Raw genomic sequence first — 25,210 nt, forward strand, 5'->3', positions numbered from 1 at the left:
CAGTGGCATCCGGCAGTCCCCGCGCGGCGGTCAGCTCCAGGAGGCGTGGAGGGGCTTGCCCTCCGCGTACCCGGCAGCGCTCTGCACGCCCACCGTGGCCCGCTCGGCGAACTCCTCGAGGGAGCCCGCACCGGCGTACGTGCAGGAGGAGCGGACGCCCGCGATGATCGAGTCGATCAGGTCCTCGACGCCGGGACGCTCCGGGTCGAGGAACATCCGCGAAGTCGAGATGCCCTCCTCGAACAGCGCCTTGCGGGCACGGTCGTACGCCGACTCCTCGCTGGTGCGGTTCTTGACCGCGCGGGCCGAGGCCATGCCGAACGACTCCTTGTAGAGGCGGCCGTTGGCGTCCTGCTGCAGGTCGCCCGGGGACTCGTACGTCCCGGCGAACCACGAGCCGATCATGACGTTCGACGCACCGGCGGCCAGCGCCATGGCGACGTCACGGGGGTGCCGGACACCGCCGTCGGCCCACACGTGCTTGCCGAACTTCTTGGCCTCGGCGGCGCATTCGAGCACCGCGGAGAACTGCGGGCGGCCGACGCCGGTCATCATGCGCGTGGTGCACATGGCGCCGGGGCCCACGCCGACCTTGATGATGTCGGCACCGGCCTCGATCAGGTCCCGTACGCCCTCGGCGGCGACGATGTTGCCCGCGACGATCGGCACCTGCGGGTCGAGCGCGCGCACGGCCTTGACCGCGGCGATCATCGACTCCTGGTGGCCGTGCGCGGTGTCCACGACGAGCGTGTCCGCGCCCGCGTCGAGGAGCTGCTTGGCCTTGCTGGCGACGTCGCCGTTGATGCCGACGGCGGCGGCGATGCGCAGCTTGCCGTTGGCGTCGAGGGCCGGCGAGTAGAGGGTCGCGCGCAGGGCGCCCGTGCGGGTCAGGATGCCGGCGAGGCGGCCGTCCTTGCCCACCGCGGGGGCGTACCGGCGGTTGGCGTGGTCCAGCTTGTTGAAGGCGTCGCGCGGGTCGATGTCCGCGTCGAGCAGCACGAGGTCCCTGGACATGACCTCGGAGAGCTGGGTGAAGCGGTCGACGCCGTTCAGGTCCGTGTCGGTGACGACGCCGACCGGCTTCTGGTCGTCGTCCACCACGACGCCCGCGTTGTGCGCGCGCTTGGACAGCAGGGCGAGCGCGTCGGCGACGGTCTGCGTGGGGGCCAGGACGATCGGGGTGTCAAGGACGTGGTGGCGCGTCTTGACCCAGGAGATGACCTCGGTGACGACCTCGATCGGAATGTCCTGCGGGATCACGACGAGGCCACCGCGGCGGGCGACGGTCTCGGCCATCCGGCGTCCCGCGATCGCGGTCATGTTCGCGACGACCAGCGGGATCGTGGTGCCGGTGCCGTCCGGCGAGGAGAGGTCCACGCCCTGACGCGATCCGACGGCGGAACGCCGCGGCACCATGAAGACGTCGTCGTACGTGAGGTCGTACGCAGGCTGGATGTCATTGAGGAAACGCACGTGCTGCTCATCCCAGTCGATCAGAGGTGGCCCCCGGACAGTTAGGCCGAGGGAAAAGCACGTACTTCAGTGTCCCATGTCCTGGGTGATGCGCCGCCTGGGACGATCACCCAGCCGTGCGGCGAGCGGCCTGGTCGGATCCTCCAAGACCGGCCCGCGGCGGTCACCGTCCGCTCAGGCGCGCGTGCCGAGCGCGAGAACGATCTCCAGGCCGGTCCCGCGCTCCCGGGCGTACTCCACCGCGCCCCCGAACACCTCCTGGGCGACGGTCCACTCCTGGGGCGCCGCTTCGGCGTACTCCTGCCAGCCGGTGACGACGAGCAGCCGTCCGGGTGCGGCGGGCGCCCGTTCCAGGTCGGTGAGGCAGTCGGCGAGCGCGTCCCAGTTGCGCCCGAACCAGTCGGGCAGGCCGAGCGCGCGGGCGCAGCGCTCCATGAAGGCGGCCTTGTCGCTCACCCCGGTCAGGTCCAGCGCGACGGTGCTCAGTCCTGCGGCGCGGACGGCCTCGAGGACGGGTGCCAGCGGCTCGGCCGCCGACGGTTCGGGCGTCATCTCAGTACCGCCTTGAAGGACGTGTAGTGGTCGTCCGTGTAGTAGGTCTCGCCACCGCTCCCGGTGACGATCCGCCGCGCGCCCCGGTCGCGTTCGCCGGGCGTGGGCACGGTGTACTCGCGGTAGTGGCCGCGCCGCCGCTTCGGCAGCTCGCCCTCGAAGTTGCCGAAGACGGACCCGTCCTTGGCGTACGGGAAGGGCCCGCCGTCATCGATGAGCCGCAACGTCCGCCGCGCCTCGGCGGGCAGCCGGTCGGCGGGGACGGTGGGCATGCCGTGCGCCCAGGCGGGAGCGGAGGTCTCCGCCTCCCCGCCACTTCCGGAGGAACACCCGGTGACGAGGACAGCGAGACAGACCAGCAGCGCCGCCAGCACACGGAGGACAAACCGGGTCAGCATGCGACAGATGCTGCCACGGCGCCCTGGCAGGCGCGCGGGGCTGCGACATGTGCGGCTCCGCCGCGTGGGCACGACCAGCCACAGCGGAGCCGCGGGGGATCAGGCCCCGTCCGGATCCGCCCGGTCCAAGGCGGGATGCGGCGTGTGCCCCATGACCAGCAACTGATCGGCAGCAGCCGTATCCGTCACCAGGCTGGTGACAAGCCCGGACCTCAGCACCGCGTCGATCGCGGCGGCTTTCCGCTGCCCACCGGCGATGGCGACAACCTCGGGAATCCGTCGCAGCCGGTCGGCCTCGACGGTGATGCACCGCTCCCCCAGATCCCGGCCGACCCGACGCCCCTCGGCGTCGAAGAGGTGCGCGGACATCTCGGCGGCCACTCCCAGCGAGGCGTAATGTGCCCGCTCCTCGTCGCTGAGCATGTCGTGGACGGTGGAGATGCCGCGCTCCCAGGAGCCGATGGACACCGCAGCCACGGTCACCTTGTCGAAGTACTCGAAGGCGCGGGCGATGCCCGTCTGGTTGCGCAGTGCCGCCGCGGTGGCCGGGTCCGGCAGGAGCATCGGCGCGTAGATGGGGTGGGCCTCGCCGCCGGAGACCTGGGCGGCACGCCGCACGGCCTCCACCGAGCCGCGTTCGGCGGTCCCGGCGTCGTACACACCCGTCAGCTGCACCACTGTGCACGGCGGCAGCTGGTCGAGGGCGGCCGCCATGTGAATGGTGGAGCGCCCCCACGCGAGGCCGAGCACGTCGCCCTCGTTGACCAGCTCGCCGAGGAGATCGGCCGCGACCTCGCCGAGGTTCTCGGGGTCGGGAGAGTCGTCGATCTCGTCGGTGGACGTCGGTGACTCCACGACGACCGCGTGCCGCAGGCCGTAGCGGGCGCGCAACGCGTCCGAGCGCTCCGCGTCCAGCTCGGCGGGCACACGGATCTCGATCCGTACGAGATCACGCTCCAGGGCGGTCTCCAGGACCCGGGCCACCTTGAAGCGGCTGACGCCGAACTCCTCGGCGATCTGGATCTTCGACTTGCCCTCGAGATAGAAGCGGCGGGCCATGGCCGCCGCCTGCACCAGCTCCGCGGGTCCCATCCGCATGGCTGACCGGCCGCCCGTCGACACGACGATCTCCTCACTGTCATTTCAAGCAACTGTTGTTCACGCATTCACACGCATACGCGTTCACGCGCATGGGTGCGGTTTCGCGTGCATGGCCACGGCTTCTCGCGCATTGCCGCAGCGCAACCTGGGTTCGTCGTTCATCCTTGCAGATCCGGCGTACTTGATCAGCCCTGAAGGACTGCGTTCATGTATCCGTGGCTCAGTGTCCGCATGCCCATGGAGCCGAGGAGGTCGCCCCGGCCGCTTGGTTGCGCAGTGCACGTACCGCCGCCGCGGGGTCGTCCGCGCCGTACACCGCGGAGCCCGCGACGAAGACGTCGGCGCCGGCCTCGGCGCAGCGCTCGATGGTCGCGGCCGAGACACCGCCGTCGACCTGGAGCCAGAGTTCGAGGCCGTGCTTGCTGATCAACTCGCGGGTACGGCGGATCTTCGGGAGCATGATGTCGAGAAACGCCTGGCCGCCGAACCCGGGCTCGACGGTCATGATCAGCAGCATGTCGAGCTCGGAGAGCAGGTCCTCGTACGGCTCGATGGGCGTCGCGGGCTTCAGCGCCATGGAGGCGCGGGCGCCCTGGGCGCGGATCTCACGGGCCAGACGTACGGGAGCCGCGGCCGCCTCCACGTGGAAGGTGACCGACCCGGCGCCCGCTTCGACGTACTGCGGAGCCCAGCGATCGACGTCCTCGATCATCAGATGGCAGTCCAGGGGCGTGTCCGTCGCCCGGGCGAGAGACTCTACGACCGGCACCCCGAGGGTGAGGTTGGGGACGAAGTGGTTGTCCATGACGTCGACATGGAGCCAGTCGGCACCTTCGACCGCCCTTGCCTCCTCGGCAAGACGGGCGAAATCCGCGGACAGGATGCTGGGGTTGATCTGCACGGCCATGCCCCAAGACTGCCATGCCCCGCGCTCGTTGCCATCCGCGGTCCGTAGCGTGAGCCGACCGGCTCCTTTGACCATGGACCGCATGCCATGCTGGGCGGTCCACCGGGATCACGTGGGGCAGCGGGGGTAGCGATGCCGGACGAACGGTCGGACGGAGCGGGCGGACAGCGGCAAGCGGGCCGCGGGGTGGCCTGGCTGGTGTGCGGACGGCGCACCAAGTGGCTGGTGGTGCTGTTCTGGCTGGTGGTCATCGTCGCCGCCGCACCGCTCGCCCAGAAGCTCACCGACGCCCAGGACAACCAGGCTTCCTCCTGGCTGCCCGGCTCCGCGGAATCCACCCAAGTCCTGGACATCTCCGAGGAGTTCAGGCCCGAACAGATTCCCGCGATCATCGTGTACGCCCGTGACGGCGGGCTGACGTCCGAGGACCGGGCGCGGATCGCCGAGGACGTCAGCGAGCTCAAGGACCTGCGCGCCCACGGCGTCCGGGGCGCCGAGACCCGTGGCCCCGTCTTCGACACGAAGGAGACCTCGGGTGCCGACGCGGCCGAGGCGGCTCAGATCTTCGTGCCCATCACCATGGACGAGCAGGGCTGGGAGAAGATCACGCCCGCCGTCGACTCCATGCGCGAGCGTGTGGGCGGGACCGGCGAAGGCACCGACGGCCTCTCGGTGCACGTCACCGGGCCCGGCGGTACGTCGGCGGACTTCTCCGAGGCGTTCGAGGGCATCGACTCGACGCTGCTCCTCTCCGCTGCCGCCGTCGTCATCGTCATCCTCCTGATCACCTACCGCAGTCCCGTCCTCCTGATCGTCCCGCTGCTCGCGGCGGTCGTCTCCCTCTTCACCGCGCAGGCGCTGATCTATCTCCTGGCGGAGCACGCGGGCCTGACGGTCAACGGCCAGAGCGCGGGCATCTTGACGGTCCTCGTGTTCGGCGCGGGGACGGACTACGCCCTGCTCCTTGTCGCCCGCTACCGCGAGGAGCTGCGCCGCCACGAGGACCGGCACGAGGCGATGCAGCTCGCCCTGCACCGGGCCGGGCCCGCGGTCATCGCGTCGGGCGCCACGGTCGTGGTCAGCATGCTGGTGCTGCTCACCGCCGACATGAACTCGACGCGCGGCCTCGGCCCTGTCTCCGCCATCGGCGTCGCGGTGGCCCTGCTCGCGATGCTCTCGCTGTTCCCCGCGCTCCTGGTGGTCTGCGGCCGGTGGCTCTTTTGGCCGCTGATCCCGCACAACGGCTCGGACGAGCCCACGGAACGCGGCGTCTGGGCCCGCGCGGGCCGCCGCATCGCCCGCCGCCCCCGCCTGACCTGGAGCATCACCGCGGTGGCGCTCGCGGCCCTGGCCCTCGGCCTGACTCAGCTGCGCGCCGAAGGACTCAGCAACGCGGACTCCTTCACGGACAAGCCCGACTCGATCGTGGGCCAGGAGGTGCAGGGAAAGTACTTCCCCGCGGGCAGCGGTGATCCGCTGGTGATCGTGGCGGACGCGGACCAGGGCGACGAGGTCCGCGACGCGGTCGCGCGGACGCGTGGGGTGGACCCGGCGAGCATCGCCGTACCGCCCGGGACGAAGGCGGAGTCCGGTGGCAGGGTCCTGTTCGAGGCGACACCGACCGACCCTGGCGACAGCGAGGCGGCCAAACAGACCGTGGAGCGGGTGCGCGACGCGGTGCACGAGGTGCCCGACGCGGACGCGAAGGTGGGCGGCGGCACGGCGGCCCTCCTGGACATGGACCGCGCGACGGCCCACGACAACAAGCTGGTGATCCCGCTCGTCCTCCTGGTCGTCCTGCTGATCCTCGCCGTGCTGCTGCGCGCCCTGATCGCGCCGCTGCTCCTGATCGCGACGGTGGTGCTCTCCTTCTCCGCCGCGCTCGGCATCAGCGCGCTCGCCTTCCGCCACCTCTTCGACTACGCGGGCGAGTCCACGGACTTCCCGCTCTTCGTCTTCGTGTTCCTGGTGGCGCTCGGCATCGACTACAACATCTTCCTGTCGACCCGCATCCGTGAGGAAGCGGGTCGACAGGGCACCCGTGCGGGCGTGCTGACGGGCCTCGCCGCGACCGGCGCGGTCATCACGTCGGCGGGCCTGGTCCTCGCGGGCACGTTCGCCGCGCTCGGCACGCTCCCGATGGTGGCCTTCGCCGAGATCGGCTTCGCGGTCGCGCTCGGCGTCCTGCTCGACACCTTCATCGTGCGGTCCGTCCTGGTCACCGCGTTGTTCCTGGACGTGGGCCCGAAGGTGTGGTGGCCGCACGCCCTCAGCAAGGACCCGGCGGCCCGTGCGCCCGCGGTGACCTCAGGCGGTCCGCCGGATCAGCGCTAGGTACATCGCGTCCGTGCCGTGCAGGTGCGGCCACAGCTGGACATCGGGTCCGTCACCGAGCGCCGGGACGCCCGGCATCAGGGGCCGCGCGTCGATGAGCTCGGCACCTCCGTGCTGCTTGAGCACGTCGTCGACGACGGCACGCGTCTCCGCGAGGTGCGGTGAGCAAGTGGCGTAACCGACGACGCCCCCGACCCGCACGGACTCCAACGCGGTGCGCAGCAGCCCGCGTTGGAGCGGCGCGAAGCCGTCCAGGTCCTCCGGGCGGCGGCGCCAGCGGGCCTCGGGGCGACGGCGCAGCGCGCCGAGTCCCGTACAGGGGACGTCCATCAGGACGCGGTCGAAGGTGCCGGGCTGCCACGGCGGCCGGGTGCCGTCGGCCGCGATGACCTCGTAGGGCCCCGGGTTGCCCCGCAGCGACTGCGCGACGAGGCGGGCCCGGTGCGGCTGCTTCTCGGCGGCGAGCAGGGCGGCGCCCCGCCCGGCCGCGAGCCCCGCGAGCATGGCCGCCTTGCCGCCAGGACCCGCGCACCCGTCGAGCCACTTCTCGTCGCGCCCCTCGACCGGGGCGTTCGCGAGTGCGATCGCGACGAGCTGGCTGCCCTCGTCCTGGACCCCGGCACGGCCCTCGCGCACGGCCTCGATGGACCCGGGCTCGCCGCCTTCGCTGAGCCGCACGGCGTACGGGGACCAGCGTCCCGGCAGCGCGGACTCCTCGCCGACCACGTCGAGGAGTTCATCGGCGGTGGTGCGGCCAGGACGGGCCACGAGCGTCACTTCGGGCCGCTCGTTGTCGGCCTCCAGGAGGTCCTCGATGCCCGCACGGCCGCCGCCGAGAGCGTCCCAGAGCGCGGAGACGACCCAGCGGGGATGCGAGTGGACGACGGCGAGATGGTCCTCGGCGTCCTCGTCGTAGGGCGGTGCGACCTTCGCCACCCAGCCGTCGAGATCGTCGGCGGCGACCTTGCGCAGCACGGCGTTGACGAACTTGGCCCGCCCGTCACCGAGCACGACACGCGCCAGCTCCACGGAGGCGGAGACGGCGGCGTGCGTGGGGATGCGCGTGCCGAGCAGCTGGTGCACGCCCATGTTCAGGACATCGAGGACCGGCGGGTCGACCTCGCGCAGCGGCCGGTCGATGCAGGCGGCCACGATCGCGTCGTACGTTCCCTGCCTGCGCAGCGTCCCGTAGACCAGCTCGGTGGCGAGCGCCGCGTCACGCGCGTCGAACTTGTCGGGCCCCTCTTTCTCGCGGGCCTTGCGCAGGAGCGGCGGCAGGACGAGGTTCGCGTAGGCGTCCCGCTCGTCCACGGCCCGCAGCGCCTCGAACGCGAGGAAACGGACGGGGTCCTTCTTGGGGCGGCGGTGGGGCTTGCCGGGCTTGCCCTGTTTCTGGGGACGCCGGCCGGGCTGGTCGTTCAAAGGTGCTCCGCTATTGGATGGGGCGAACTGATTCAGCGTACGTCGGTGGCGCCGAGGCGCTCGTCAGGGGCGATCCGCACCCCGCGCGCCCAGTCGGCTCCGCGCATCGGCTTCTTGCCCTGCGGCTGGACCCAGAGCAGCTCCACGGCGTGCGAGCCGGTGCCGACGTACACATTGTTCTTGGCGGCGCCGAGCTCACCGGGCGCGAGGTCGGTGCGGTCCGGGACGAGCGCGGCCTGGATGAGCTTCAGGCGCTCCCCGCGGAAGACGGTCCAGGCGCCGGGGGCCGGGGTGCAGCCGCGCACGACCCGGTCGACACGGAGGGCAGGGGCGGACCAGTCCACCTGGGCGTCCTCTACGGTGATCTTCGGCGCGAGGGTGATGCCGTCGGCGGGCTGCGGCACGGCCTTCAGGGAGCCGTCCTCGATGCCGTCCATGGTGGCGCAGAGCAGTCCGGAGCCCGCGAAGGCGAGGCGGGTGAGCAGGTCACCGCTGGTGTCGGTGGACCGGACGACCTCGGTGACGGTCCCGTACACGGGCCCGGAGTCGAGCCCCTGCTCGATCAGGAAGGTGGAGGCGCCGGTGATCTCGTCCCCCGCCATCACGGCGTGCTGCACGGGCGCGGCACCGCGCCAGGCGGGCAGCAGCGAGAAGTGCAGGTTGACCCAGCCGCGGGCCGGGACGTCCAGGGCGGCCTTGGGCAGCAGCGCGCCATAGGCGACGACCGGGCAGCAGTCGGGCGCGATCTCGCGCAGCCGCGCCAGGAACTCCTCGTCACGCGGCTTCGCGGGCTTGAGCACCTCGATGCCGGCCTCCTCCGCACGCTGGGCGACGGGGCTCGCGACGAGTCTGCGGCCGCGGCCCGCGGGGGCGTCGGGCCGGGTGACGACGGCGGCCACCTCGTGCCGGTCGGAGGCGATCAGGGCGTCCAGGGCGGGGACGGCGACCTCGGGGGTGCCTGCGAAGACGAGCTTCATCGGTGGCTGTGGGCCTCTCGGGGCGGGAAGGTGCGGGAAGCACACCAGTCTATGAGCCGCGCCACCGGGCCGCTCCCCGCGGGGCGGTGGGTACGGAGCCTCGTCCCGGGCGCCGCTCCCACCACGCTGCCCGTCTCCCGTCCCGCACGCGGCCCGGCCGTCGGCACGGGGGCGTACGCGCGGCCGTGCGCCCTGTACATGTGCGCACACGCCCCTGCACCGTGACCCCAAACGAACTAGCGCGTTGGTCAAGAAAGAGTTGACCACAACGGGCCGCGACAGCGGCCCGATCCTTTTCAACGCCGGTTCGAGAGGCTTGTTCATGGCCGACCACGCAACCCACGACGCCCAGGCACGGGCCAGCCTGCACCTCCTGGTTCGGGACATCGAGCGGGTCCGCCGGCAGGTGGACGCACTGCGTACGCTCACCGCCCAGCTCGGCAACGTCTACCGCCCGCGCCGCTCCAGTCCCTCCGCGGGCTTCGTCGTGTACGGGCGAGCCCCCGCCCCGACCGTCCGCCTCGCCCAGGAACTGCGGGACAGCGTCGAGACACTGGTGACCGCCGCGGTGGACTTCGACCGCTCGCTGGGCTTCTCGTGGGACGCGGTGGGCTCGGCCCTCGGAGTCACCAAGCAGGCGGTGCACCGTCGTTACGGAGCCCGCCGGGCCACGACGCAGGCGGCGGCGGAAGCGGAGCGCGCCACGGAGACGGTCCCCGCCGCCACGGCCACCCGGCCCCCGGTCCCGGTCGGCGCCCCGCTCCCCTCGGTCCCCGCGGCACGCGCGATGCCGACCCAGCCCACGGCAGGCAGCCCCGCCCTCCGCGAGGAGCCCCGCCCAGGCGCCTTCCCTGGCCCCCGCAACGGCTGACCCTCCCCATCCAGCGGCTGTCTCCCACCGATCCCCCCTCGGTACGAGGCAGCCGCTCCGTCATGACTACGGCCCGCCCAGGGCCCTTCTGACGGATCTCAGCGGCCTCGCGACGCCCGGCACGCGCCCTAGCCGATATCCAGCGGATCCACCCGAATCCGCACAGGCTCCCCGGCGCCCCGCGCCATCCGCGCGGCCTGTGCCGTCTTCAGCGACGCGGCGAGCGCGGCTCCGCTGCCCGGCGGCACCCGAATGAGTACGCGCTCCCAGCGCTCCCCGACCGGCGCCGTCCCGGACCGTCGTGCGGGTCCTGGAACCGCGTCCGGCACGGGCACCGGTCCCAACACCGCCGCGTCCGACGGCAGTTCCGCCGCGGCGAGGAACTCGGAGAGCACCTCCGGGGCCCCCGCCACCGAAGCCATCCGCGACACGGGCGGGAACCCCAACTCGGCCCGCTCGGAAAGCTCCCGCACCGCGTGGCCCACGGGGTCCCACCGCACGAGCGCCTGCACGGGCCGCAGCGTCGGCTCGGCGACGACCACCACGGTCCCGCCCTCCCCCTGTGGCCGCACCAGCGCGGAGGCCCCGATCCATCGCCGCAGCGCGTCCTCCCCGGCCCGCAGATCGGGCCGCCCCAGCATGGCCCAGCCGTCGAGCAGCAGCGCGGCCGCATAGCCGCCCTCGGCGACGGGCTCCGCTCCCGGCGTGCTCACCACCAGCGCCGGAGTCCCCGCCACGGTGTCGAGGACCTGCTCCCGCCCCGAGGTCCGCACCGGCACCGCCGGAAACGCCCGCCCCAGCTCCTCGGCCGTACGCCGCGCACCCACCACCTGCGCCCGCAGCCGAAAGCCCCCGCACTCCCCGCAGTGCCAGGCGCCTTCCCCCACCCCGCACCAGCCGCACCACAGCCCGCCACCGTCCCGCGCCTCCAACGGCCCCGCACAGTGCCGGCACCGCGCGGGCTCCCGGCACCTGTCGCAGGCGAGCCGGGGCACGTACCCCCGGCGGGGCACCTGGACCAGTACAGGACCGTGCTTCAGCCCCTCCCGCGCGACGTTCCAGGCGAGCGTCGGGAGCCGGGCGGCCCGAGCCGCCTCGTCCCGGGCCAGGTCACCGTCCCCGACGGTCCGTACGAGCGGCGCCGCCTGCCGCACCTGCTCACGGTCGGCGGCCAACGGCGCCGCCCACCCGCTCTCCACGAGCTGCGCGGCTTCCACCGTGCAACTCCAACTCCCCAGCAGGAAGCCGCACTTGTCCCGCGAGGCGCGGAGTTCGAGCACCTCCCGCACATGCGGGAAGGGAGCGTTGTCATCGCTGTGACTGGCATCGCCGTCATCCCAGATCACGACGAGCCCGAGATCGCGTACCGGGGCGAACATGGCGGCCCGGGTGCCCACGACGGCCCGCACGGCACCGCGCCGCACGGAGAGCCACTCCCGATATCGCCGCTCCTGCCCCACATCAGCGGTCAGCAGCGCATGCTGCCCCGCCCCCATCAGCTGGGTCAGCGCCGCGTCAACCCTCGCCGCGGGCCGCCCGGCGGGCACGACCACCAGAGCCCCGCGCCCCGAAGCGAGCGTCGCCTGCACGGCCCGGGCGATCTCCTCGGCCCACTCCGGTCCGGGAAGGGCGGTCCACACGGCCCGGGGGGCACCCCCGGAGGCCAACGCCCCCAGGAACTCCGCCCCATGCCCGTACCGCCGCCAGGTCCCCGCGTCCGGCGCGGAAGGAGCAGCCAGGGCCTCCCCCGTCTCCCGCGCCTCGGCCCGGGCATGCCGCGGCGGCACGGCCAGCTGCAACACATCGGCAAGGCTGCCCGCGTACCGATCGGCCACAGCGCGCGCCAACCCGAGCAAATCGCCGTCGAGCACGGGCTCGGGGGAAACGACCTGCGCGAGCGCGGCCAGCGGCCCGGAGTAGTCGGACTCGGCGACGCGCTCCACGAGAAACCCGTCGATCAGCCCCCCGCCCTCGCGCCGCCCACTGCGTACATTCCGCGCCCCGGCCCCGAACCGCACCCGGACCCGCACCCCGGGCTGAGCCTGCTCGTCCAGCTCCTGTGGCACCGCGTAGTCGAAGTACCGGTCGAGATGCAGCACTCCCTTGTCGACCAGCACCCGAGCCACCGGCAGGCTCTTCGCCAACGCGGCCCCCCGCCAGGTCCGCGGCTTGGCCCGCGGCACCTCGGCCTTGCGCACCGCTTCCCGAATGAGCGCAAGCTGCTCGGGAGGCCCGGCCCCGCCCGCCCCCTCAGATTTCTGGTTCTCGCTGCTCACAGCTGCATTCCTACCAGACCCCACTGACACGGCCGCGGGCGGCGATATCGGCCACGGCACGACGAAGCCCGGCGGCCCCACCGGGGGCGCCGGGCTTCGTCGGAACTCGTCGGGCGAGGGAGCCTTACAGCCCCGCGGCCTTCCGCAGCGCGTCCACGCGGTCCGTGCGCTCCCACGTGAAGTCGGGGATCGCGCGGCCGAAGTGGCCGTACGCGGCGGTCTGCGCGTAGATCGGGCGCAGCAGGTCGAGGTCGCGGATGATCGCGGCCGGGCGCAGGTCGAAGACCTCGGCGATGGCGGACTCGATCTTGTCGGTGTCGACCGTGGCCGTGCCGAAGGTCTCCACGAACAGGCCCACCGGCTCGGCCTTGCCGATCGCGTAGGCGACCTGGACCTCGCAGCGGGCCGCGAGGCCCGCGGCGACGACGTTCTTGGCGACCCAGCGCATCGCGTAGGCGGCGCTGCGGTCGACCTTGGACGGGTCCTTGCCGGAGAAGGCGCCGCCGCCGTGGCGGGCCATGCCACCGTACGTGTCGATGATGATCTTGCGGCCGGTGAGGCCGGCGTCGCCCATCGGGCCGCCGATCTCGAAGCGTCCGGTCGGGTTGACCAGGAGGCGGTATCCCTCCGTGTCCAGCTTGATGCCGTCGTCGAGGAGGGCCTTCAGCTCGGCCTCGACGACGAACTCCCGGATGTCGGGGGCCAGGAGCGAGTCCAGGTCGATGTCCGACGCGTGCTGCGAGGAGACCACGACGGTGTCGAGGCGGACGGCCTTGTCGCCGTCGTACTCGATGGTGACCTGGGTCTTGCCGTCGGGGCGCAGGTACGGGATGGTCCCGTTCTTGCGGACCTCGGACAGGCGGCGCGAGAGACGGTGCGCGAGGTGGATGGGGAGCGGCATCAGCTCCGGCGTCTCGTCGCAGGCGTAGCCGAACATCAGGCCTTGGTCGCCCGCGCCCTGCTTGTCGAGCTCGTCCTCATCGCCCTCGACGCGCTTCTCGTACGCCGTGTCGACGCCCTGCGCGATGTCGGGGGACTGCGAGCCGATGGACACCGAGACGCCACAGGAGGCGCCGTCGAAGCCCTTCTTCGAGGAGTCGTAACCGATCTCGAGGATCTTGTCGCGGACCAGCTGCGCGATCGGCGCGTACGCCTTGGTCGTCACCTCGCCGGCCACGTGCACCAGGCCGGTGGTGATCAACGTCTCCACGGCGACCCGGGACTTCGGGTCCTCCCGCAGGAGCGCGTCGAGAATGGTGTCGCTGATCTGGTCAGCGATCTTGTCGGGGTGACCCTCGGTCACAGACTCCGAGGTGAAGAGACGGCGGGACACATCGCTCCCTGTGGTTGCAGCGGCTGCTGGCTGATCATTGGTGGACGGCCGGGAGCTGCGCCCGGCGTCGTCCGAGACCAGTTTATCGGTCGCACTCGGCCGCCGGACCACGTGTCTCGCCACTTGGGAGCGCTGTGACCTGCGGCACTGCATTGTGCGGTACGACGATCCTTCTCCACCAGAGGGCCTCGCGCCCGAATTTCCCGGGTTTGAGGCGCCCAGTGGGGCGATTGTGACATTCGAGGCCCGGTTTCCGCCCCTGTTTCACCCGTGGTTCCGGCAGGGGTTTCTTCTGGGGGTCACCCCTATTTTTTCAGGAATTCTTCGGCAGGCGTCGTCAGGCGTTCCGCCACGAGATCCCAGACCGTGTCCGCGAGCGCTTCTTTCGGACCGTACGGAACCGGGGTCTCGCTGCCGTCCGCGCCGAGCACGACCGCCTCGTTCTCCTCGGAGCCGAACGTCTTGCGCTCGCCGACTTCGTTGACGACGAGCAGGTCGCAGCCCTTGCGCTCCAGTTTGGCGCGGCCGTTGGCGAGCACGTCGTCCGTCTCGGCGGCGAAGCCGACGACCACCTGTCCCGGGCGCGGCCGGTCCCCCGCGATCTCGGCGAGGATGTCGGGGTTGCGGACCAGGGTGATCGGCGCGGGCTCCTGGCCGTCCTTCTTCTTGATCTTTCCCGTCGCGTACGTCTCGGGGCGGAAATCGGCCACGGCCGCCGCCATCACCACGGCGTCCGCGTCCGCCGAGGCCTTCAGCATCGCCTCGCGGAGCTGGATCGCGGTGCCCACGGGCACGAGGTCGACCCCGGCGGGCTGAGGCAGCGCCGGGTTCGCCGACACGAGCGTGACGCGGGCGCCCCGCGCCGCGGCGCTGCGGGCCAGCGCGTACCCCTGCTTGCCGGAGGAACGGTTGCCCAGGAAGCGGACCGGGTCGAGCGGCTCGCGCGTCCCGCCCGCGCTGACGACGACGTGCCGCCCGGTGAGGTCCTGCGCGAGGTCGCCGCGCGCCAGGACACGGCGTACGACCTCGAAGAGCTCCACGGGGTCCGGGAAGCGGCCCTTGCCCGTGTCCACGCCGGTGAGACGGCCGACGGCGGGCTCGACGACGAGGGCGCCGCGGCGGCGCAGCGTGGCGACGTTCTCCTGCGTGGCGGGGTGCTCCCACATCTCCGTGTGCATGGCGGGCGCGAAGATCACCGGGCAGCGGGCGGTGAGGAGCGTGTTCGTCAGGAGGTCGTCGGCGAGGCCGTGGGCCGCCTTCGCCATCATGTCGGCCGTCGCGGGGGCGACGATCACGACGTCGGCGGACTGGCCGATCCGTACGTGCGGCACCTCGTGGACGGAGTCCCACACCTCGGTGGAGACCGGGTTCCCGGACAGCGCCGACCAGGTCGCCTCGCCCACGAAGTGCAGCGCCGACGCGGTCGGTACGACGCGTACGTCATGGCCCGACTCCGTCAGCCGCCGCAGCAGCTCACAGGCCTTGTACGCGGCGATTCCGCCGCTGACCCCCAGAACGACCTCGGGCTTGCCCACCGTGCCTCCCCGCACTCGCGATCCCCGCATCAGGGACCGTACGACTCCATGACACACCACAGGCCCGGCAGTCGCGCTGCCGGGCCTGTGGTGAAGAACTGTGAAAACGAACGGCGACTACTGGGCCGGGCCCTCGATGGCCTCGGACGTCAGCAGACCCGCGTTGATCTCGCGGAGCGCGATGGAGAGCGGCTTCTCGTGGACGTGCGTGTCCACCAGCGGGCCGACGTACTCCAGCAGGCCTTCACCGAGCTGCGAGTAGTACGCGTTGATCTGGCGCGCGCGCTTGGCCGCGTAGATCACGAGGCTGTACTTCGAGTCGGTCGCTTCGAGGAGCTCATCAATCGGCGGGTTGATGATGCCCTCGGGCGCAGTGATGGAAGAGGACACTCTCTGCCTTCCGATGGGGATTGACCTTCGAGGAGAAACTGAAGATCAAAGCCGGGTTACTGAGGATGAAGATCAAACAACTTTCATCAAGGCTAGCAGCTCACGCGCCACATCCTCGACGGAGGTATTGACAAGGGTCGTATCGAACTCGGCCTCGGCGGCGAGTTCGATCTTCGCCGCTCCGAGCCTGCGCTCGATCACCTCGGCCGCCTCGGTCCCCCGGCCGGTGAGCCTGCGGACCAGTTCGTCCCAGCTCGGCGGGGCGAGGAAGACCAGCTGCGCCTCGGACATCGACTCGCGGACCAGGCGCGCGCCCTGCAGATCGATCTCCAGGAGTACGGGCTCGCCCGCCTCCAGGCGCTGGAGGACGGCGCCTCGCGGGGTGCCGTAGCGGTTGCCCGCGAATTCGGCCCACTCCAGGAGCTCGCCGTTGGCGATCAGCTTGTCCATCTCTTCGTCGGAGACGAAGAAGTAGTGGACTCCGTCCTTCTCGCCGGGGCGCGGCTTCCTGGTGGTGGCCGAGACGGAGAGCCAGACCTCGGGGTGTTCTTTGCGCATATGCGCGACGACCGTGCTCTTGCCGACCCCAGAGGGGCCGGAGAGCACGGTCAGCCGCGGACGTACGTCCGGGGGCACGGGGGTCGTCCCCCGGGATGTTGCAGCCATGCAGCGATTATCCAGGTTCTCAGGAGTGCCTGAGAACGTCAGGCAGCGCCACCGCCGAACTCACGCTCCAAGGAGGCGATCTGGTTGGAGCCGAGACCGCGCACACGGCGGCTCTCGGAGATGCCAAGACGCTCCATGATCTGCTTGGCGCGGACCTTGCCCACGCCGGGCAGGGACTCCAGGAGGGCGGAGACCTTCATCTTGCCGATGACATCGTTCTCCTGGCCCTGCTTGATGACCTCATGAAGCGAGGCGCCGGAGTGCTTGAGTCGATTCTTGACCTCGGCCCGCTCCCGGCGAGCCGCGGCGGCCTTTTCGAGCGCGGCTGCGCGCTGTTCAGGGGTAAGGGGCGGAAGAGCCACGCCTACGTCACCTCGGATGTCGAACTGTCGGATACGGACCGGTGAGGAACCTAGTCGCCCCACACCTGGTGAGCAACGTGCAACGCGCTTGCCCGTTCGCTCTCGTCGGAGACTAGCGGGCATGGCCGCCAGAGTCAGCGAGAACAGTCGAAAAGTCCTGGTCAGCCTCTGTCGAGATGTGCATTTCGGGCATTTCACCCCTGATTTGGCCCGGTGAGCCATCAAGGAAAGGCAAGGACGTGGCCGGACACGTCCTTCGAAGACGGAAAAACACCCTCAGGCCGAGGCGACGGCCTCCCTGATCTCGTCCGCGAAGCGGCTCGCGGCGACGCGAAGACCCGCCACGTCGGGACCGTGACGCAGGACACCCCGGCTGACGCTCGGCACGACATTGCGCACCGTGTCCCCGAAGACCCCCGGCAAGTCCGCCGGGGTGGCTCCCTGCGCCCCGATGCCCGGGGCGAGCAGCGGGCCGTTGACGGCGAGGTCGTACGAGGAGAGGTCCCCCAGCGTGGCGCCGACGACGGCACCGAAGGACCCCAGGGGCTCGGCGCCTGCGTTCTCGGCGGCGAGGTGCCCCAGCATCGTGGCGCCGATCGTGCGGCCGTCCTCGCGCACCGCGTGCTGCACCTCGGCGCCCTCGGGGTTGGAGGTGAGGGCGAGGACGAAGAGCCCGGTGCCGTTCTCGCGCGCCAGGTCGACAGCGGGCTTCAGCGAGCCGTAGCCGAGGTAGGGCGAGACCGTGAGGGCGTCGCTGAACAGCGGCGAGTCCTTGTGTAGGAAGGTCTCCGCGTACGCGGCCATGGTCGAGCCGATGTCGCCGCGCTTGGCGTCCATGACCACCAGGGCGCCGGCCGCGCGCAGCTCCTGGACGGCCTTCTCCAGTACGGCGATGCCGCGCGAACCGAAGCGCTCGAAGAACGCGCTCTGCGGCTTGAACACCGCGACGCTCCCGGCGAGCGCCTCGACGACGGTCCCGGTGAACCGCTCCAGGCCCGCGACGTCGTCGTTCAGGCCCCAGGCGGACAGCAGGGAGGCGTGCGGGTCGATGCCGACGCAGAGCGGTCCACGCTCGTCCATGGCGTGGCGCAGGCGCGTACCGAAGGGTTCGAGGGCACTCATGCGGACTTCCTTACGTCGGCGCCGACGGCCTCGGCGAGCGTGGCGTACGGGGAGGTGTTCAGGCGGGCGGCGAGGCCCTTGTGGATGCCGCGGGCCCAGAAGGGCCCCTCGTAGATGAAGGCGCTGTAGCCCTGGACCAGTGTGGCGCCCGCGAGGATCCGCTGCCAGGCGTCCTCGGCGTTCTCGACGCCGCCGACGCCCACGAGCGTGATGCGGTCGCCCACGCGCGCGTAGAGGCGGCGCAGGACCTCCAGGGAGCGCTCCTTGAGAGGCGCTCCGGACAGGCCGCCGGTCTCTCCGTAGAGCGAAGGTTCGGAGTGCAGACCGAGGCCTTCGCGCGCGATGGTCGTGTTCGTCGCGATGATGCCGTCGAGGCCGAGCTCGACGGCCAGGTCGGCTACCGCGTCGACGTCCTCGTCCGCGAGGTCGGGGGCGATCTTCACCAGGAGCGGCACGCGCCGCCCGGTGACGCTGCGGTCGGCCGCCTCGCGCACGGCGGTCAGCAGCGGCCGCAGCGACTCCGTCGCCTGAAGGTTGCGCAGGCCGGGGGTGTTCGGGGACGACACGTTGACCACGAGGTAGTCGGCGTGGGCGGCGAGCCGCTCGGTCGACTTCACGTAGTCGGCGGCGGCCTCCTCCTCGGGGACGACCTTGGTCTTGCCGATGTTGACGCCCACGACCGTCTTGAAGACGGCCTTGCGGGCACCCAGGCGCTCGGCGACGGCCGCCGAGCCCTCGTTGTTGAAGCCCATGCGGTTGATCAGCGCCCGGTCCTGCACGAGGCGGAAAAGACGCTTCTTGGGGTTGCCGGGCTGCGGCTCCCCCGTGACGGTGCCGATCTCGATGTGGTCGAAGCCCAGCATCGACATGCCGTCGATCGCGACGGCGTTCTTGTCGAAGCCCGCCGCGAGACCGAAGGGACCGTGCATCCGCAGCCCGAGGGCCTCGGTGCGCAGCTCCTTGTGGCGCGGCGCGAGCACGGCGGCGACGAAGGTGCGCAGCACGGGGACGCGGGCCGCGAGCCGGATCCAGCGGAAGGCCAGGTAGTGGGCTTGCTCCGGGTCCATGCGCTGGAAGAGGAGGTGGAAGAAAAGCTTGTACATGTACGTGTCCTCAGCAGAAGGGGGACACCGGATCGGTGTCCCCCTGGTGGGCTGCTAGTCGCGGGCCGCGGTCAGATGCTCCGCGTGTTCCTGGAGTGAACGGACGCCCACGTCCCCGTGGTTGAGCGCGTCGATGCCCTGGACGGCGGCGGCGAGCGCCTGGACCGTCGTCAGGCACGGCACGGAGCGGGAGACCGCCGCCGTACGGATGTCGTAGCCGTCGAGGCGGCCGCCGGTGCCGTACGGGGTGTTGACGATGAGGTCGACCGCGCCGTCGTGGATCAGCTGGACGATCGTCTTCTCGCCGTTCGGACCCTCGCCCTCGCTCTGCTTGCGCACGACCGTGGCGTGGATGCCGTTGCGCTTGAGCACCTCGGCCGTGCCGGACGTGGCGAGCAACTCGAAGCCGTGCGCGACCAATTCACGCGCCGGGAAGATCATCGAGCGCTTGTCGCGGTTGGCCACCGAGATGAAGGCGCGGCCCTTGGTCGGCAGCGGGCCGTACGCGCCGGCCTGCGACTTGGCGTACGCCGTGCCGAACACCGAGTCGATGCCCATGACTTCACCGGTGGAGCGCATCTCCGGGCCGAGGACGGTGTCGACGCCGCGCCCGTGGATGTCGCGGAAGCGGCTCCACGGCATGACGGCTTCCTTGACCGAGATCGGCGCGTCCATCGGCAGCGTGCCGCCGTCGCCGGTCGCCGGGAGCATGCCCTCGGCGCGCAGCTCGGCGACGGTCGCGCCGAGCGAGATGCGCGCGGCGGCCTTGGCCAGCGGCACCGCGGTCGCCTTCGAGGTGAAGGGGACGGTGCGCGAGGCACGCGGGTTGGCCTCCAGGACGTAGAGGATGTCCCCGGCCATCGCGAACTGGATGTTGATGAGGCCCCGGACGCCGACGCCCTTGGCGATGCCCTCCGTGGAGGCCCGCAGGCGCTTGATGTCGTAGCCGCCAAGCGTGATCGGGGGCAGCGCGCACGCCGAGTCGCCGGAGTGGATGCCGGCCTCCTCGATGTGCTCCATGACGCCGCCGAGGTAGAGCTCCTCGCCGTCGTAGAGCGCGTCCACGTCGATCTCGATCGCGTCGTCGAGGAAGCGGTCGACGAGCACCGGCCGCGAGGGGCTGATCTCGGTCGACTCCTCGATGTACGCGGAGAGGCGGGTCTCGTCGTACACGATCTCCATGCCGCGGCCGCCGAGCACGTACGACGGGCGTACGAGGACGGGGTAGCCGATCTCGTCGGCGATGGCCTTGGCCTCGGCGAACGTGGTGGCGGTGCCGTGCTTGGGCGCCGGGAGACCGGCCTGTGCGAGCACGCGCCCGAAGGCGCCGCGGTCCTCGGCGGCGTGGATGGCCTCGGGCGGGGTGCCCACGACCGGCACGCCGTTGTCCTTGAGCGCCTGCGCGAGGCCCAGCGGGGTCTGGCCGCCGAGCTGGACGATGACGCCCGCGATCGGCCCTGCCTGTGCCTCGACGTGGACGATCTCCAGGACGTCTTCGAGCGTGAGCGGCTCGAAGTAGAGGCGGTCGGACGTGTCGTAGTCCGTCGAGACCGTCTCCGGGTTGCAGTTGACCATGACGGTCTCGTAGCCCGCGTCGCTCAGCGCGAAGGAGGCGTGGACGCAGGAGTAGTCGAACTCGATGCCCTGGCCGATGCGGTTGGGGCCCGAGCCCAGGATGATGACCGCGGGCTTCTCGCGCTTGGCGACCTCGTTCTCCTCGTCGTACGAGGAGTAGAAGTATGGCGTCTTCGCGGCGAACTCGGCGGCGCAGGTGTCGACCGTCTTGTAGACCGGACGCACGCCGAGCGCGTGGCGCACCTCGCGGACGACGTCCTCGCGCAGGCCGCGGATCTCGGCGATCTGGGCGTCGGAGAAGCCGTGCCGCTTGGCCTCGGCGAGCAGCTCGACGTCCAGGCGCTCGGCGGCGGTCAGCTCGTCCGCGATCTCCTTGATCAGGAAGAGCTGGTCGACGAACCACGGGTCGATCTTCGTGGACTCGAAGACCTCCTCGGGGGTGGCGCCCGCGCGGATGGCCTGCATGACGGTGTTGATGCGCCCGTCGGTCGGCCGGACGGCCTCTTCCAGAAGAAGAGCCTTGTCGCCGGGCTCGCCCACGAAGGTGAACTGCGAGCCCTTCTTCTCCAGGGAGCGCAGTGCCTTCTGCAGGGCCTCGGTGAAGTTGCGGCCGATCGCCATGGCCTCGCCGACCGACTTCATGGTGGTCGTCAGGGTCGAGTCCGCCGAGGGGAACTTCTCGAAGGCGAAACGCGGGGCCTTGACCACCACGTAGTCGAGGGTCGGCTCGAAGGAGGCCGGGGTCTTCTCGGTGATGTCGTTCGGGATCTCGTCCAGCGTGTAGCCGACGGCCAGCTTCGCGGCGATCTTCGCGATCGGGAAGCCGGTGGCCTTCGACGCCAGCGCGGAGGACCGCGAGACGCGCGGGTTCATCTCGATGACGATGACCCGGCCGTCCGTCGGGTCGATGGCGAACTGGATGTTGCAGCCGCCGGTGTCGACGCCGACCTCGCGGATGATCGCGATGCCGACGTCACGCAGGGTCTGGTACTCGCGGTCGGTCAGCGTCATCGCGGGCGCGACGGTGATCGAGTCGCCGGTGTGCACGCCCATCGGGTCGAAGTTCTCGATGGAGCAGACGACCACGACGTTGTCGTTCTTGTCGCGCATCAGCTCCAGCTCGTACTCCTTCCAGCCGAGGATGGACTCTTCCAGGAGCACCTCGGTGGTCGGCGAGAGCGTCAGGCCCTGTCCGGCGATGCGGCGCAGCTCCTCCTCGTCGTGGGCGAAGCCGGAACCGGCGCCGCCCATGGTGAAGGAGGGGCGGACGACGACGGGGTAGCCGCCGAGCTCCTCGACGCCCTTGAGGACGTCGTCCATGGAGTGGCAGATGTACGAGCGGGCGGACTCGCCGTGCCCGATCTTCTTGTTGACCTCTTCGACGACGCCCTTGAAGAGGTCGCGGTCCTCGCCCTTGTTGATCGCCTCGACGTTGGCGCCGATGAGCTCGACGCCGTACTTCTCCAGGACGCCCTGCTCGTGCATGGAGATCGCGGTGTTGAGCGCGGTCTGGCCGCCGAGGGTGGGCAGGAGCGCGTCGGGGCGCTCCTTGGCGATGATCTTCTCGACGAACTCGGGGGTGATCGGCTCGACGTAGGTCGCGTCGGCGATCTCCGGGTCGGTCATGATCGTCGCCGGGTTGGAGTTCACCAGGATGACGCGCAGGCCCTCGGCCTTGAGGACGCGGCACGCCTGGGTGCCGGAGTAGTCGAACTCCGCTGCCTGGCCGATGACGATCGGGCCGGAGCCGATGACCAGGACGGACTGGATATCGGTGCGCTTAGGCACGCTGGGCTCCTTCTGCGGTCATCAGGGATACGAAGCGGTCGAAGAGGTACGCGGCGTCGTGCGGGCCGGCGGCGGCTTCGGGGTGGTACTGGACGCTGAACGCGGGCTGGTCGAGGAGCTGGAGCCCCTCCACCACCTGGTCGTTGAGGCACACGTGGGAGACCTCGGCGCGTCCGTAGGGCGTGTCGGAGACCTTGTCCAGCGGCGCGTCGACGGCGAAGCCGTGGTTGTGCGCGGTGACCTCGACCTTGCCGGTCGTGCGGTCCTGCACGGGCTGGTTGATGCCGCGGTGGCCGTACTTCAGCTTGTACGTGCCGAAGCCGAGCGCCCGGCCGAGGATCTGGTTGCCGAAGCAGATGCCGAAGAGCGGGGTCTTGCGCTCCAGGACGCCCTTGACCACGGTCAGGTCGACGGTGGAGGGGTCGCCGGGGCCGTTCGACAGGAAGAAGCCGTCGGGGTTGACCGCGTACACGTCCTCCAGCGTCGCGGTGGCGGGCAGCACGTGCACCTCGATGCCGCGCTCGGCCATGCGGTGCGGGGTCATGCCCTTGATGCCGAGGTCGAGCGCGGCCACGGTGAACTTCTTCTCGCCGATGGCCGGGACGACGTACGACTCGGTGGTGGCGACCTCGGCGGAGAGGTCGGCGCCCACCATCTGAGGGGCTTCCTTGACGCGGGCCAGCAGCGCCGCGTCGTCCGCGACAGCCTCGCCGGAGAAGATGCCGACGCGCATGGCGCCGCGCTCGCGCAGGTGGCGGGTGAGGGCGCGGGTGTCGATGCCGGAGATGCCGACGACGCCCTGGTTGGCGAGCTGCTCGTCCAGCGAGCGCTTGGAGCGCCAGTTGGAGGGCACGCGCGCGGGGTCACGCACGACGTAGCCGGAGACCCAGATGCGGCCGGACTCGTCGTCCTCGTCGTTCACGCCCGTGTTGCCGACGTGCGGGGCCGTCATGACGACGACCTGGCGGTGGTACGAGGGGTCGGTGAGGGTCTCCTGGTAACCGGTCATGCCGGTGGAGAACACCGCTTCGCCGAAGGTCTCCCCCACGGCCCCGTAGGCGCGGCCGCGGAAGATGCGGCCGTCCTCCAGGACGAGTACGGCGGGAGACGCCTTCTGCCTAACGGCGGATCCCCTTGTGGAGGTCGTCATCGTGCGGTGCCTTCCGTAGTGCTGGTCTTGATCATGTTGTTGATTGCCCCGACCCACTCGGCCTGCTCGGCCGCGTGGTCCGAGCGGAAGCCCGAGTCGATCGACTTCTCGCCGTGTTCCCACGTGACGATCAGCAGACCGCCCTCCGCGAGGACCTTTCCGGCGATGCCCTTGTCGAGGCGGGCCTCGCGCAGCTGTGCGGCCGGGATGAAGAAGTCGGCCGCTCCAGGGCGTACGACGTCCAGGCCCGCGTCCGTGAGCGTCAGCTCCACGCGGCTGCGGGTACCGAGGCCGTGCGCCACGATGCGGTCCAGCCACTGGCCCGCCGTGGTGGAACCGTGGTAGCGGCCGCTCAGCTCAAGTCTGGCCGGACCGGGGTCGGACGGCGCGGCAGGGAGCTCCGGCAGGTCGCCCTGGAGCGTGCCGCGCCACTTCCAGCCCTCGCGCATCAGCCAGTAGACGAGCGCGATGAAGAGCAGGAGGCCGACGACCCAGCCCGCACGGGCGGCCCAGTCCGTCACGTCCGCCGACTTCTTCTCGGCTGCGATGGCAGCGGCTTGTCCTGCGGCGGCAGAGATCAGAGATGTCACGCGAGCTTCCCGTCGACGAGCGTGGCGCGGCCCCGCAGCCACGTGTGCGTCACGCGGCCGGGCAGCTCACGGCCCTCGTAGGGGGTGTTGCCGCTGCGCGAGGCGAAGCCCGCGGGGTCCACGACACCACGGTAAGCCGGATCGACGAGCGTGAGGTTGGCGGGCTCACCTGCCGAGACGGGGCGTCCGTGGCCCTTCGCCCGCCCGATCTCGGCGGGCTTGACGGACATCCGGTCGGCGACCGCGGCCCAGGTGAGCAGGCCCGTCTCGACCATCGTCTGCTGGACGACGGAGAGCGCGGTCTCCAGGCCCACCATGCCCATGGCGGCCGCGGCCCACTCGCAGTCCTTGTCCTCGTGCGGGTGCGGGGCGTGGTCGGTGGCGACGATGTCGATCGTGCCGTCGGCGAGGGCCTCGCGCAGCGCCATGACGTCGCGCTCGGTGCGCAGCGGCGGGTTGACCTTGTAGACCGGGTTGTACGAGCGGACCATCTCGTCGGTCAGGAGCAGGTGGTGCGGGGTGACCTCGGCGGTCACGTCGATGCCGCGCGACTTGGCCCAGCGGACGATCTCGACGGAACCGGCGGTCGACAGGTGGCAGATGTGCACCCGCGAGCCGACGTGCTCGGCGAGCAGCACGTCACGCGCGATGATCGACTCCTCGGCGACGGCGGGCCAGCCGCCGAGGCCCAGCTCGGCGGAGACGACGCCCTCGTTCATCTGGGCGCCCTCGGTGAGCCGCGGCTCCTGGGCGTGCTGGGCGACGACGCCGCCGAAGGCCTTCACGTACTCCAGCGCGCGGCGCATCATCACGGCGTCGTCGACGCACTTGCCGTCGTCGGAGAAGACGGTGACTCCGGCCGCGGACTCGTGCATGGCGCCGAGCTCTGCGAGCTTCTTGCCCTCAAGGCCGACGGTGACGGCGCCGATCGGCTGGACGTCCGCGTATCCGCCCTCCTGGCCGAGCCGGTAGACCTGCTCGACGACTCCGGCGGTGTCGGCGACGGGGAAGGTGTTGGCCATGGCGAAGACGGCGGTGTAGCCACCGGAGGCGGCGGCCTGCGTGCCGGTCAGGACGGTCTCGGAGTCCTCGCGGCCGGGCTCGCGCAGGTGGGTGTGGAGGTCGACGAGGCCGGGCAGCAGGATCTTGCCGTCGGCCTCGACGACGGTGGCGCCGGTCGCGTCGGTGCCGGTCCCCACTTCGAGGATCGTCTCGCCGTCGATCAGGACGTCCTGGGGCTCGCCGCCGAGGACCTTCGCACCACGGATCAGGGTCTTGCTCATGT

The 25,210-nt window shown here is 71.1% G+C and carries 21 protein-coding genes; 2 read left to right on the plus strand and 19 right to left on the minus strand.

All coding sequences use genetic code 11. The features are described 5' to 3' along the window. Positions 1-30: 30 nt before the first annotated feature. From AB0I94_RS24185 to rpe, 5 genes are all read right to left on the minus strand, one after another. On the minus strand, positions 31-1,473 hold the full coding sequence (locus tag AB0I94_RS24185; protein WP_363311707.1) for a GuaB1 family IMP dehydrogenase-related protein: 1,443 nt from the start codon (positions 1,471-1,473) through the stop codon (positions 31-33). Positions 1,474-1,647: 174 nt separating this feature from the next. Further along, positions 1,648-2,025: a barstar family protein gene (locus tag AB0I94_RS24190; protein WP_363311708.1), complete on the minus strand. Its 378-nt coding sequence runs from the start codon at positions 2,023-2,025 to the stop codon at positions 1,648-1,650. After that, the gene (locus AB0I94_RS24195; RefSeq protein ID WP_363311709.1) at positions 2,022-2,423 is read right to left on the minus strand and encodes a ribonuclease domain-containing protein; all 402 of its coding nucleotides are present in this window, start codon (positions 2,421-2,423) and stop codon (positions 2,022-2,024) included. Before AB0I94_RS24195 ends, AB0I94_RS24190 begins: the two co-directional genes overlap by 4 nt. 99 nt (positions 2,424-2,522) lie before the next feature. Further along, the gene (locus tag AB0I94_RS24200) at positions 2,523-3,521 is read right to left on the minus strand and encodes a sugar-binding domain-containing protein (protein WP_363311788.1); all 999 of its coding nucleotides are present in this window, start codon (positions 3,519-3,521) and stop codon (positions 2,523-2,525) included. Between the two features lie 223 nt (positions 3,522-3,744). Further along, the gene (rpe, locus tag AB0I94_RS24205) at positions 3,745-4,431 is read right to left on the minus strand and encodes a ribulose-phosphate 3-epimerase (RefSeq protein ID WP_363311710.1); all 687 of its coding nucleotides are present in this window, start codon (positions 4,429-4,431) and stop codon (positions 3,745-3,747) included. 132 nt (positions 4,432-4,563) lie between these two features. Here rpe and AB0I94_RS24210 point away from each other — a divergent pair, with 132 nt between their 5' ends. Further along, the gene (locus tag AB0I94_RS24210) at positions 4,564-6,765 is read left to right on the plus strand and encodes an MMPL family transporter (protein WP_363311711.1); all 2,202 of its coding nucleotides are present in this window, start codon (positions 4,564-4,566) and stop codon (positions 6,763-6,765) included. On the opposite strand, the gene AB0I94_RS24215 is transcribed toward AB0I94_RS24210, so the two are convergent. Both AB0I94_RS24215 and fmt read right to left on the minus strand, forming a co-directional pair. Continuing rightward, positions 6,739-8,187 carry a transcription antitermination factor NusB gene (locus tag AB0I94_RS24215; RefSeq protein ID WP_363311712.1) on the minus strand — a complete coding sequence of 483 codons (1,449 nt, stop codon included), beginning with the start codon at positions 8,185-8,187 and terminating at the stop codon, positions 6,739-6,741. The two genes, AB0I94_RS24210 and AB0I94_RS24215, sit on opposite strands and share 27 nt — an antisense overlap. A gap of 32 nt (positions 8,188-8,219) precedes the next feature. Then, positions 8,220-9,164, minus strand: a complete 945-nt coding sequence (gene fmt, locus AB0I94_RS24220; RefSeq protein ID WP_363311713.1) for a methionyl-tRNA formyltransferase — start codon at positions 9,162-9,164, stop codon at positions 8,220-8,222. Between the two features lie 322 nt (positions 9,165-9,486). On the opposite strand from fmt, the gene AB0I94_RS24225 reads away from it, so the two are divergent. Then, a complete protein-coding gene (locus AB0I94_RS24225; protein WP_363311714.1) occupies positions 9,487-10,035 on the plus strand; it encodes a hypothetical protein in 549 nt (182 codons plus the stop codon). A gap of 128 nt (positions 10,036-10,163) precedes the next feature. Here the strand turns inward: AB0I94_RS24225 and AB0I94_RS24230 are convergent, their stop codons facing one another. The 12 genes from AB0I94_RS24230 to AB0I94_RS24285 all read right to left on the minus strand — a co-directional run bounded on the left by AB0I94_RS24230 (position 10,164) and on the right by AB0I94_RS24285 (position 25,208). Next, on the minus strand, positions 10,164-12,311 hold the full coding sequence (locus tag AB0I94_RS24230) for a primosomal protein N' (RefSeq protein WP_363311715.1): 2,148 nt from the start codon (positions 12,309-12,311) through the stop codon (positions 10,164-10,166). 124 nt (positions 12,312-12,435) lie between these two features. Then, positions 12,436-13,644, minus strand: a complete 1,209-nt coding sequence (gene metK, locus AB0I94_RS24235) for a methionine adenosyltransferase (RefSeq protein WP_363311716.1) — start codon at positions 13,642-13,644, stop codon at positions 12,436-12,438. A gap of 305 nt (positions 13,645-13,949) precedes the next feature. Beyond that, a complete protein-coding gene (gene coaBC / locus AB0I94_RS24240) occupies positions 13,950-15,179 on the minus strand; it encodes a bifunctional phosphopantothenoylcysteine decarboxylase/phosphopantothenate--cysteine ligase CoaBC (RefSeq protein WP_363311717.1) in 1,230 nt (409 codons plus the stop codon). Positions 15,180-15,296: 117 nt separating this feature from the next. Further along, positions 15,297-15,569 carry a DNA-directed RNA polymerase subunit omega gene (gene rpoZ / locus AB0I94_RS24245; protein ID WP_005319902.1) on the minus strand — a complete coding sequence of 91 codons (273 nt, stop codon included), beginning with the start codon at positions 15,567-15,569 and terminating at the stop codon, positions 15,297-15,299. A gap of 72 nt (positions 15,570-15,641) precedes the next feature. After that, complete coding sequence (gmk, locus tag AB0I94_RS24250) at positions 15,642-16,235, minus strand: guanylate kinase (protein WP_363311718.1); 594 nt, start codon at positions 16,233-16,235, stop codon at positions 15,642-15,644. A 38-nt stretch (positions 16,236-16,273) separates the two neighbouring features. Next, a complete protein-coding gene (locus tag AB0I94_RS24255; protein ID WP_005319887.1) occupies positions 16,274-16,597 on the minus strand; it encodes an integration host factor in 324 nt (107 codons plus the stop codon). Between the two features lie 276 nt (positions 16,598-16,873). Then, on the minus strand, positions 16,874-17,719 hold the full coding sequence (gene pyrF / locus AB0I94_RS24260) for an orotidine-5'-phosphate decarboxylase (protein WP_363311720.1): 846 nt from the start codon (positions 17,717-17,719) through the stop codon (positions 16,874-16,876). After that, complete coding sequence (locus tag AB0I94_RS24265; protein WP_363311721.1) at positions 17,716-18,822, minus strand: quinone-dependent dihydroorotate dehydrogenase; 1,107 nt, start codon at positions 18,820-18,822, stop codon at positions 17,716-17,718. Before AB0I94_RS24265 ends, pyrF begins: the two co-directional genes overlap by 4 nt. A gap of 54 nt (positions 18,823-18,876) precedes the next feature. Then, positions 18,877-22,185 carry a carbamoyl-phosphate synthase large subunit gene (gene carB, locus AB0I94_RS24270; protein WP_363311722.1) on the minus strand — a complete coding sequence of 1,103 codons (3,309 nt, stop codon included), beginning with the start codon at positions 22,183-22,185 and terminating at the stop codon, positions 18,877-18,879. Further along, entirely contained in the window at positions 22,178-23,335 is a 1,158-nt protein-coding gene (carA, locus tag AB0I94_RS24275; protein WP_363311723.1) for a glutamine-hydrolyzing carbamoyl-phosphate synthase small subunit, read from the minus strand. The genes carB and carA overlap by 8 nt, the downstream gene beginning before the upstream one ends. Then, the gene (locus AB0I94_RS24280; protein WP_363311724.1) at positions 23,332-23,925 is read right to left on the minus strand and encodes a hypothetical protein; all 594 of its coding nucleotides are present in this window, start codon (positions 23,923-23,925) and stop codon (positions 23,332-23,334) included. Before AB0I94_RS24280 ends, carA begins: the two co-directional genes overlap by 4 nt. Further along, positions 23,922-25,208, minus strand: coding sequence for a dihydroorotase (locus AB0I94_RS24285; protein ID WP_363311726.1), 1,287 nt, complete (start codon positions 25,206-25,208; stop codon positions 23,922-23,924). Before AB0I94_RS24285 ends, AB0I94_RS24280 begins: the two co-directional genes overlap by 4 nt. Positions 25,209-25,210 lie beyond the last annotated feature (2 nt).

The organism is Streptomyces sp. NPDC050147, from assembly GCF_040660195.1.
Taxonomy (GTDB): domain Bacteria; phylum Actinomycetota; class Actinomycetes; order Streptomycetales; family Streptomycetaceae; genus Streptomyces.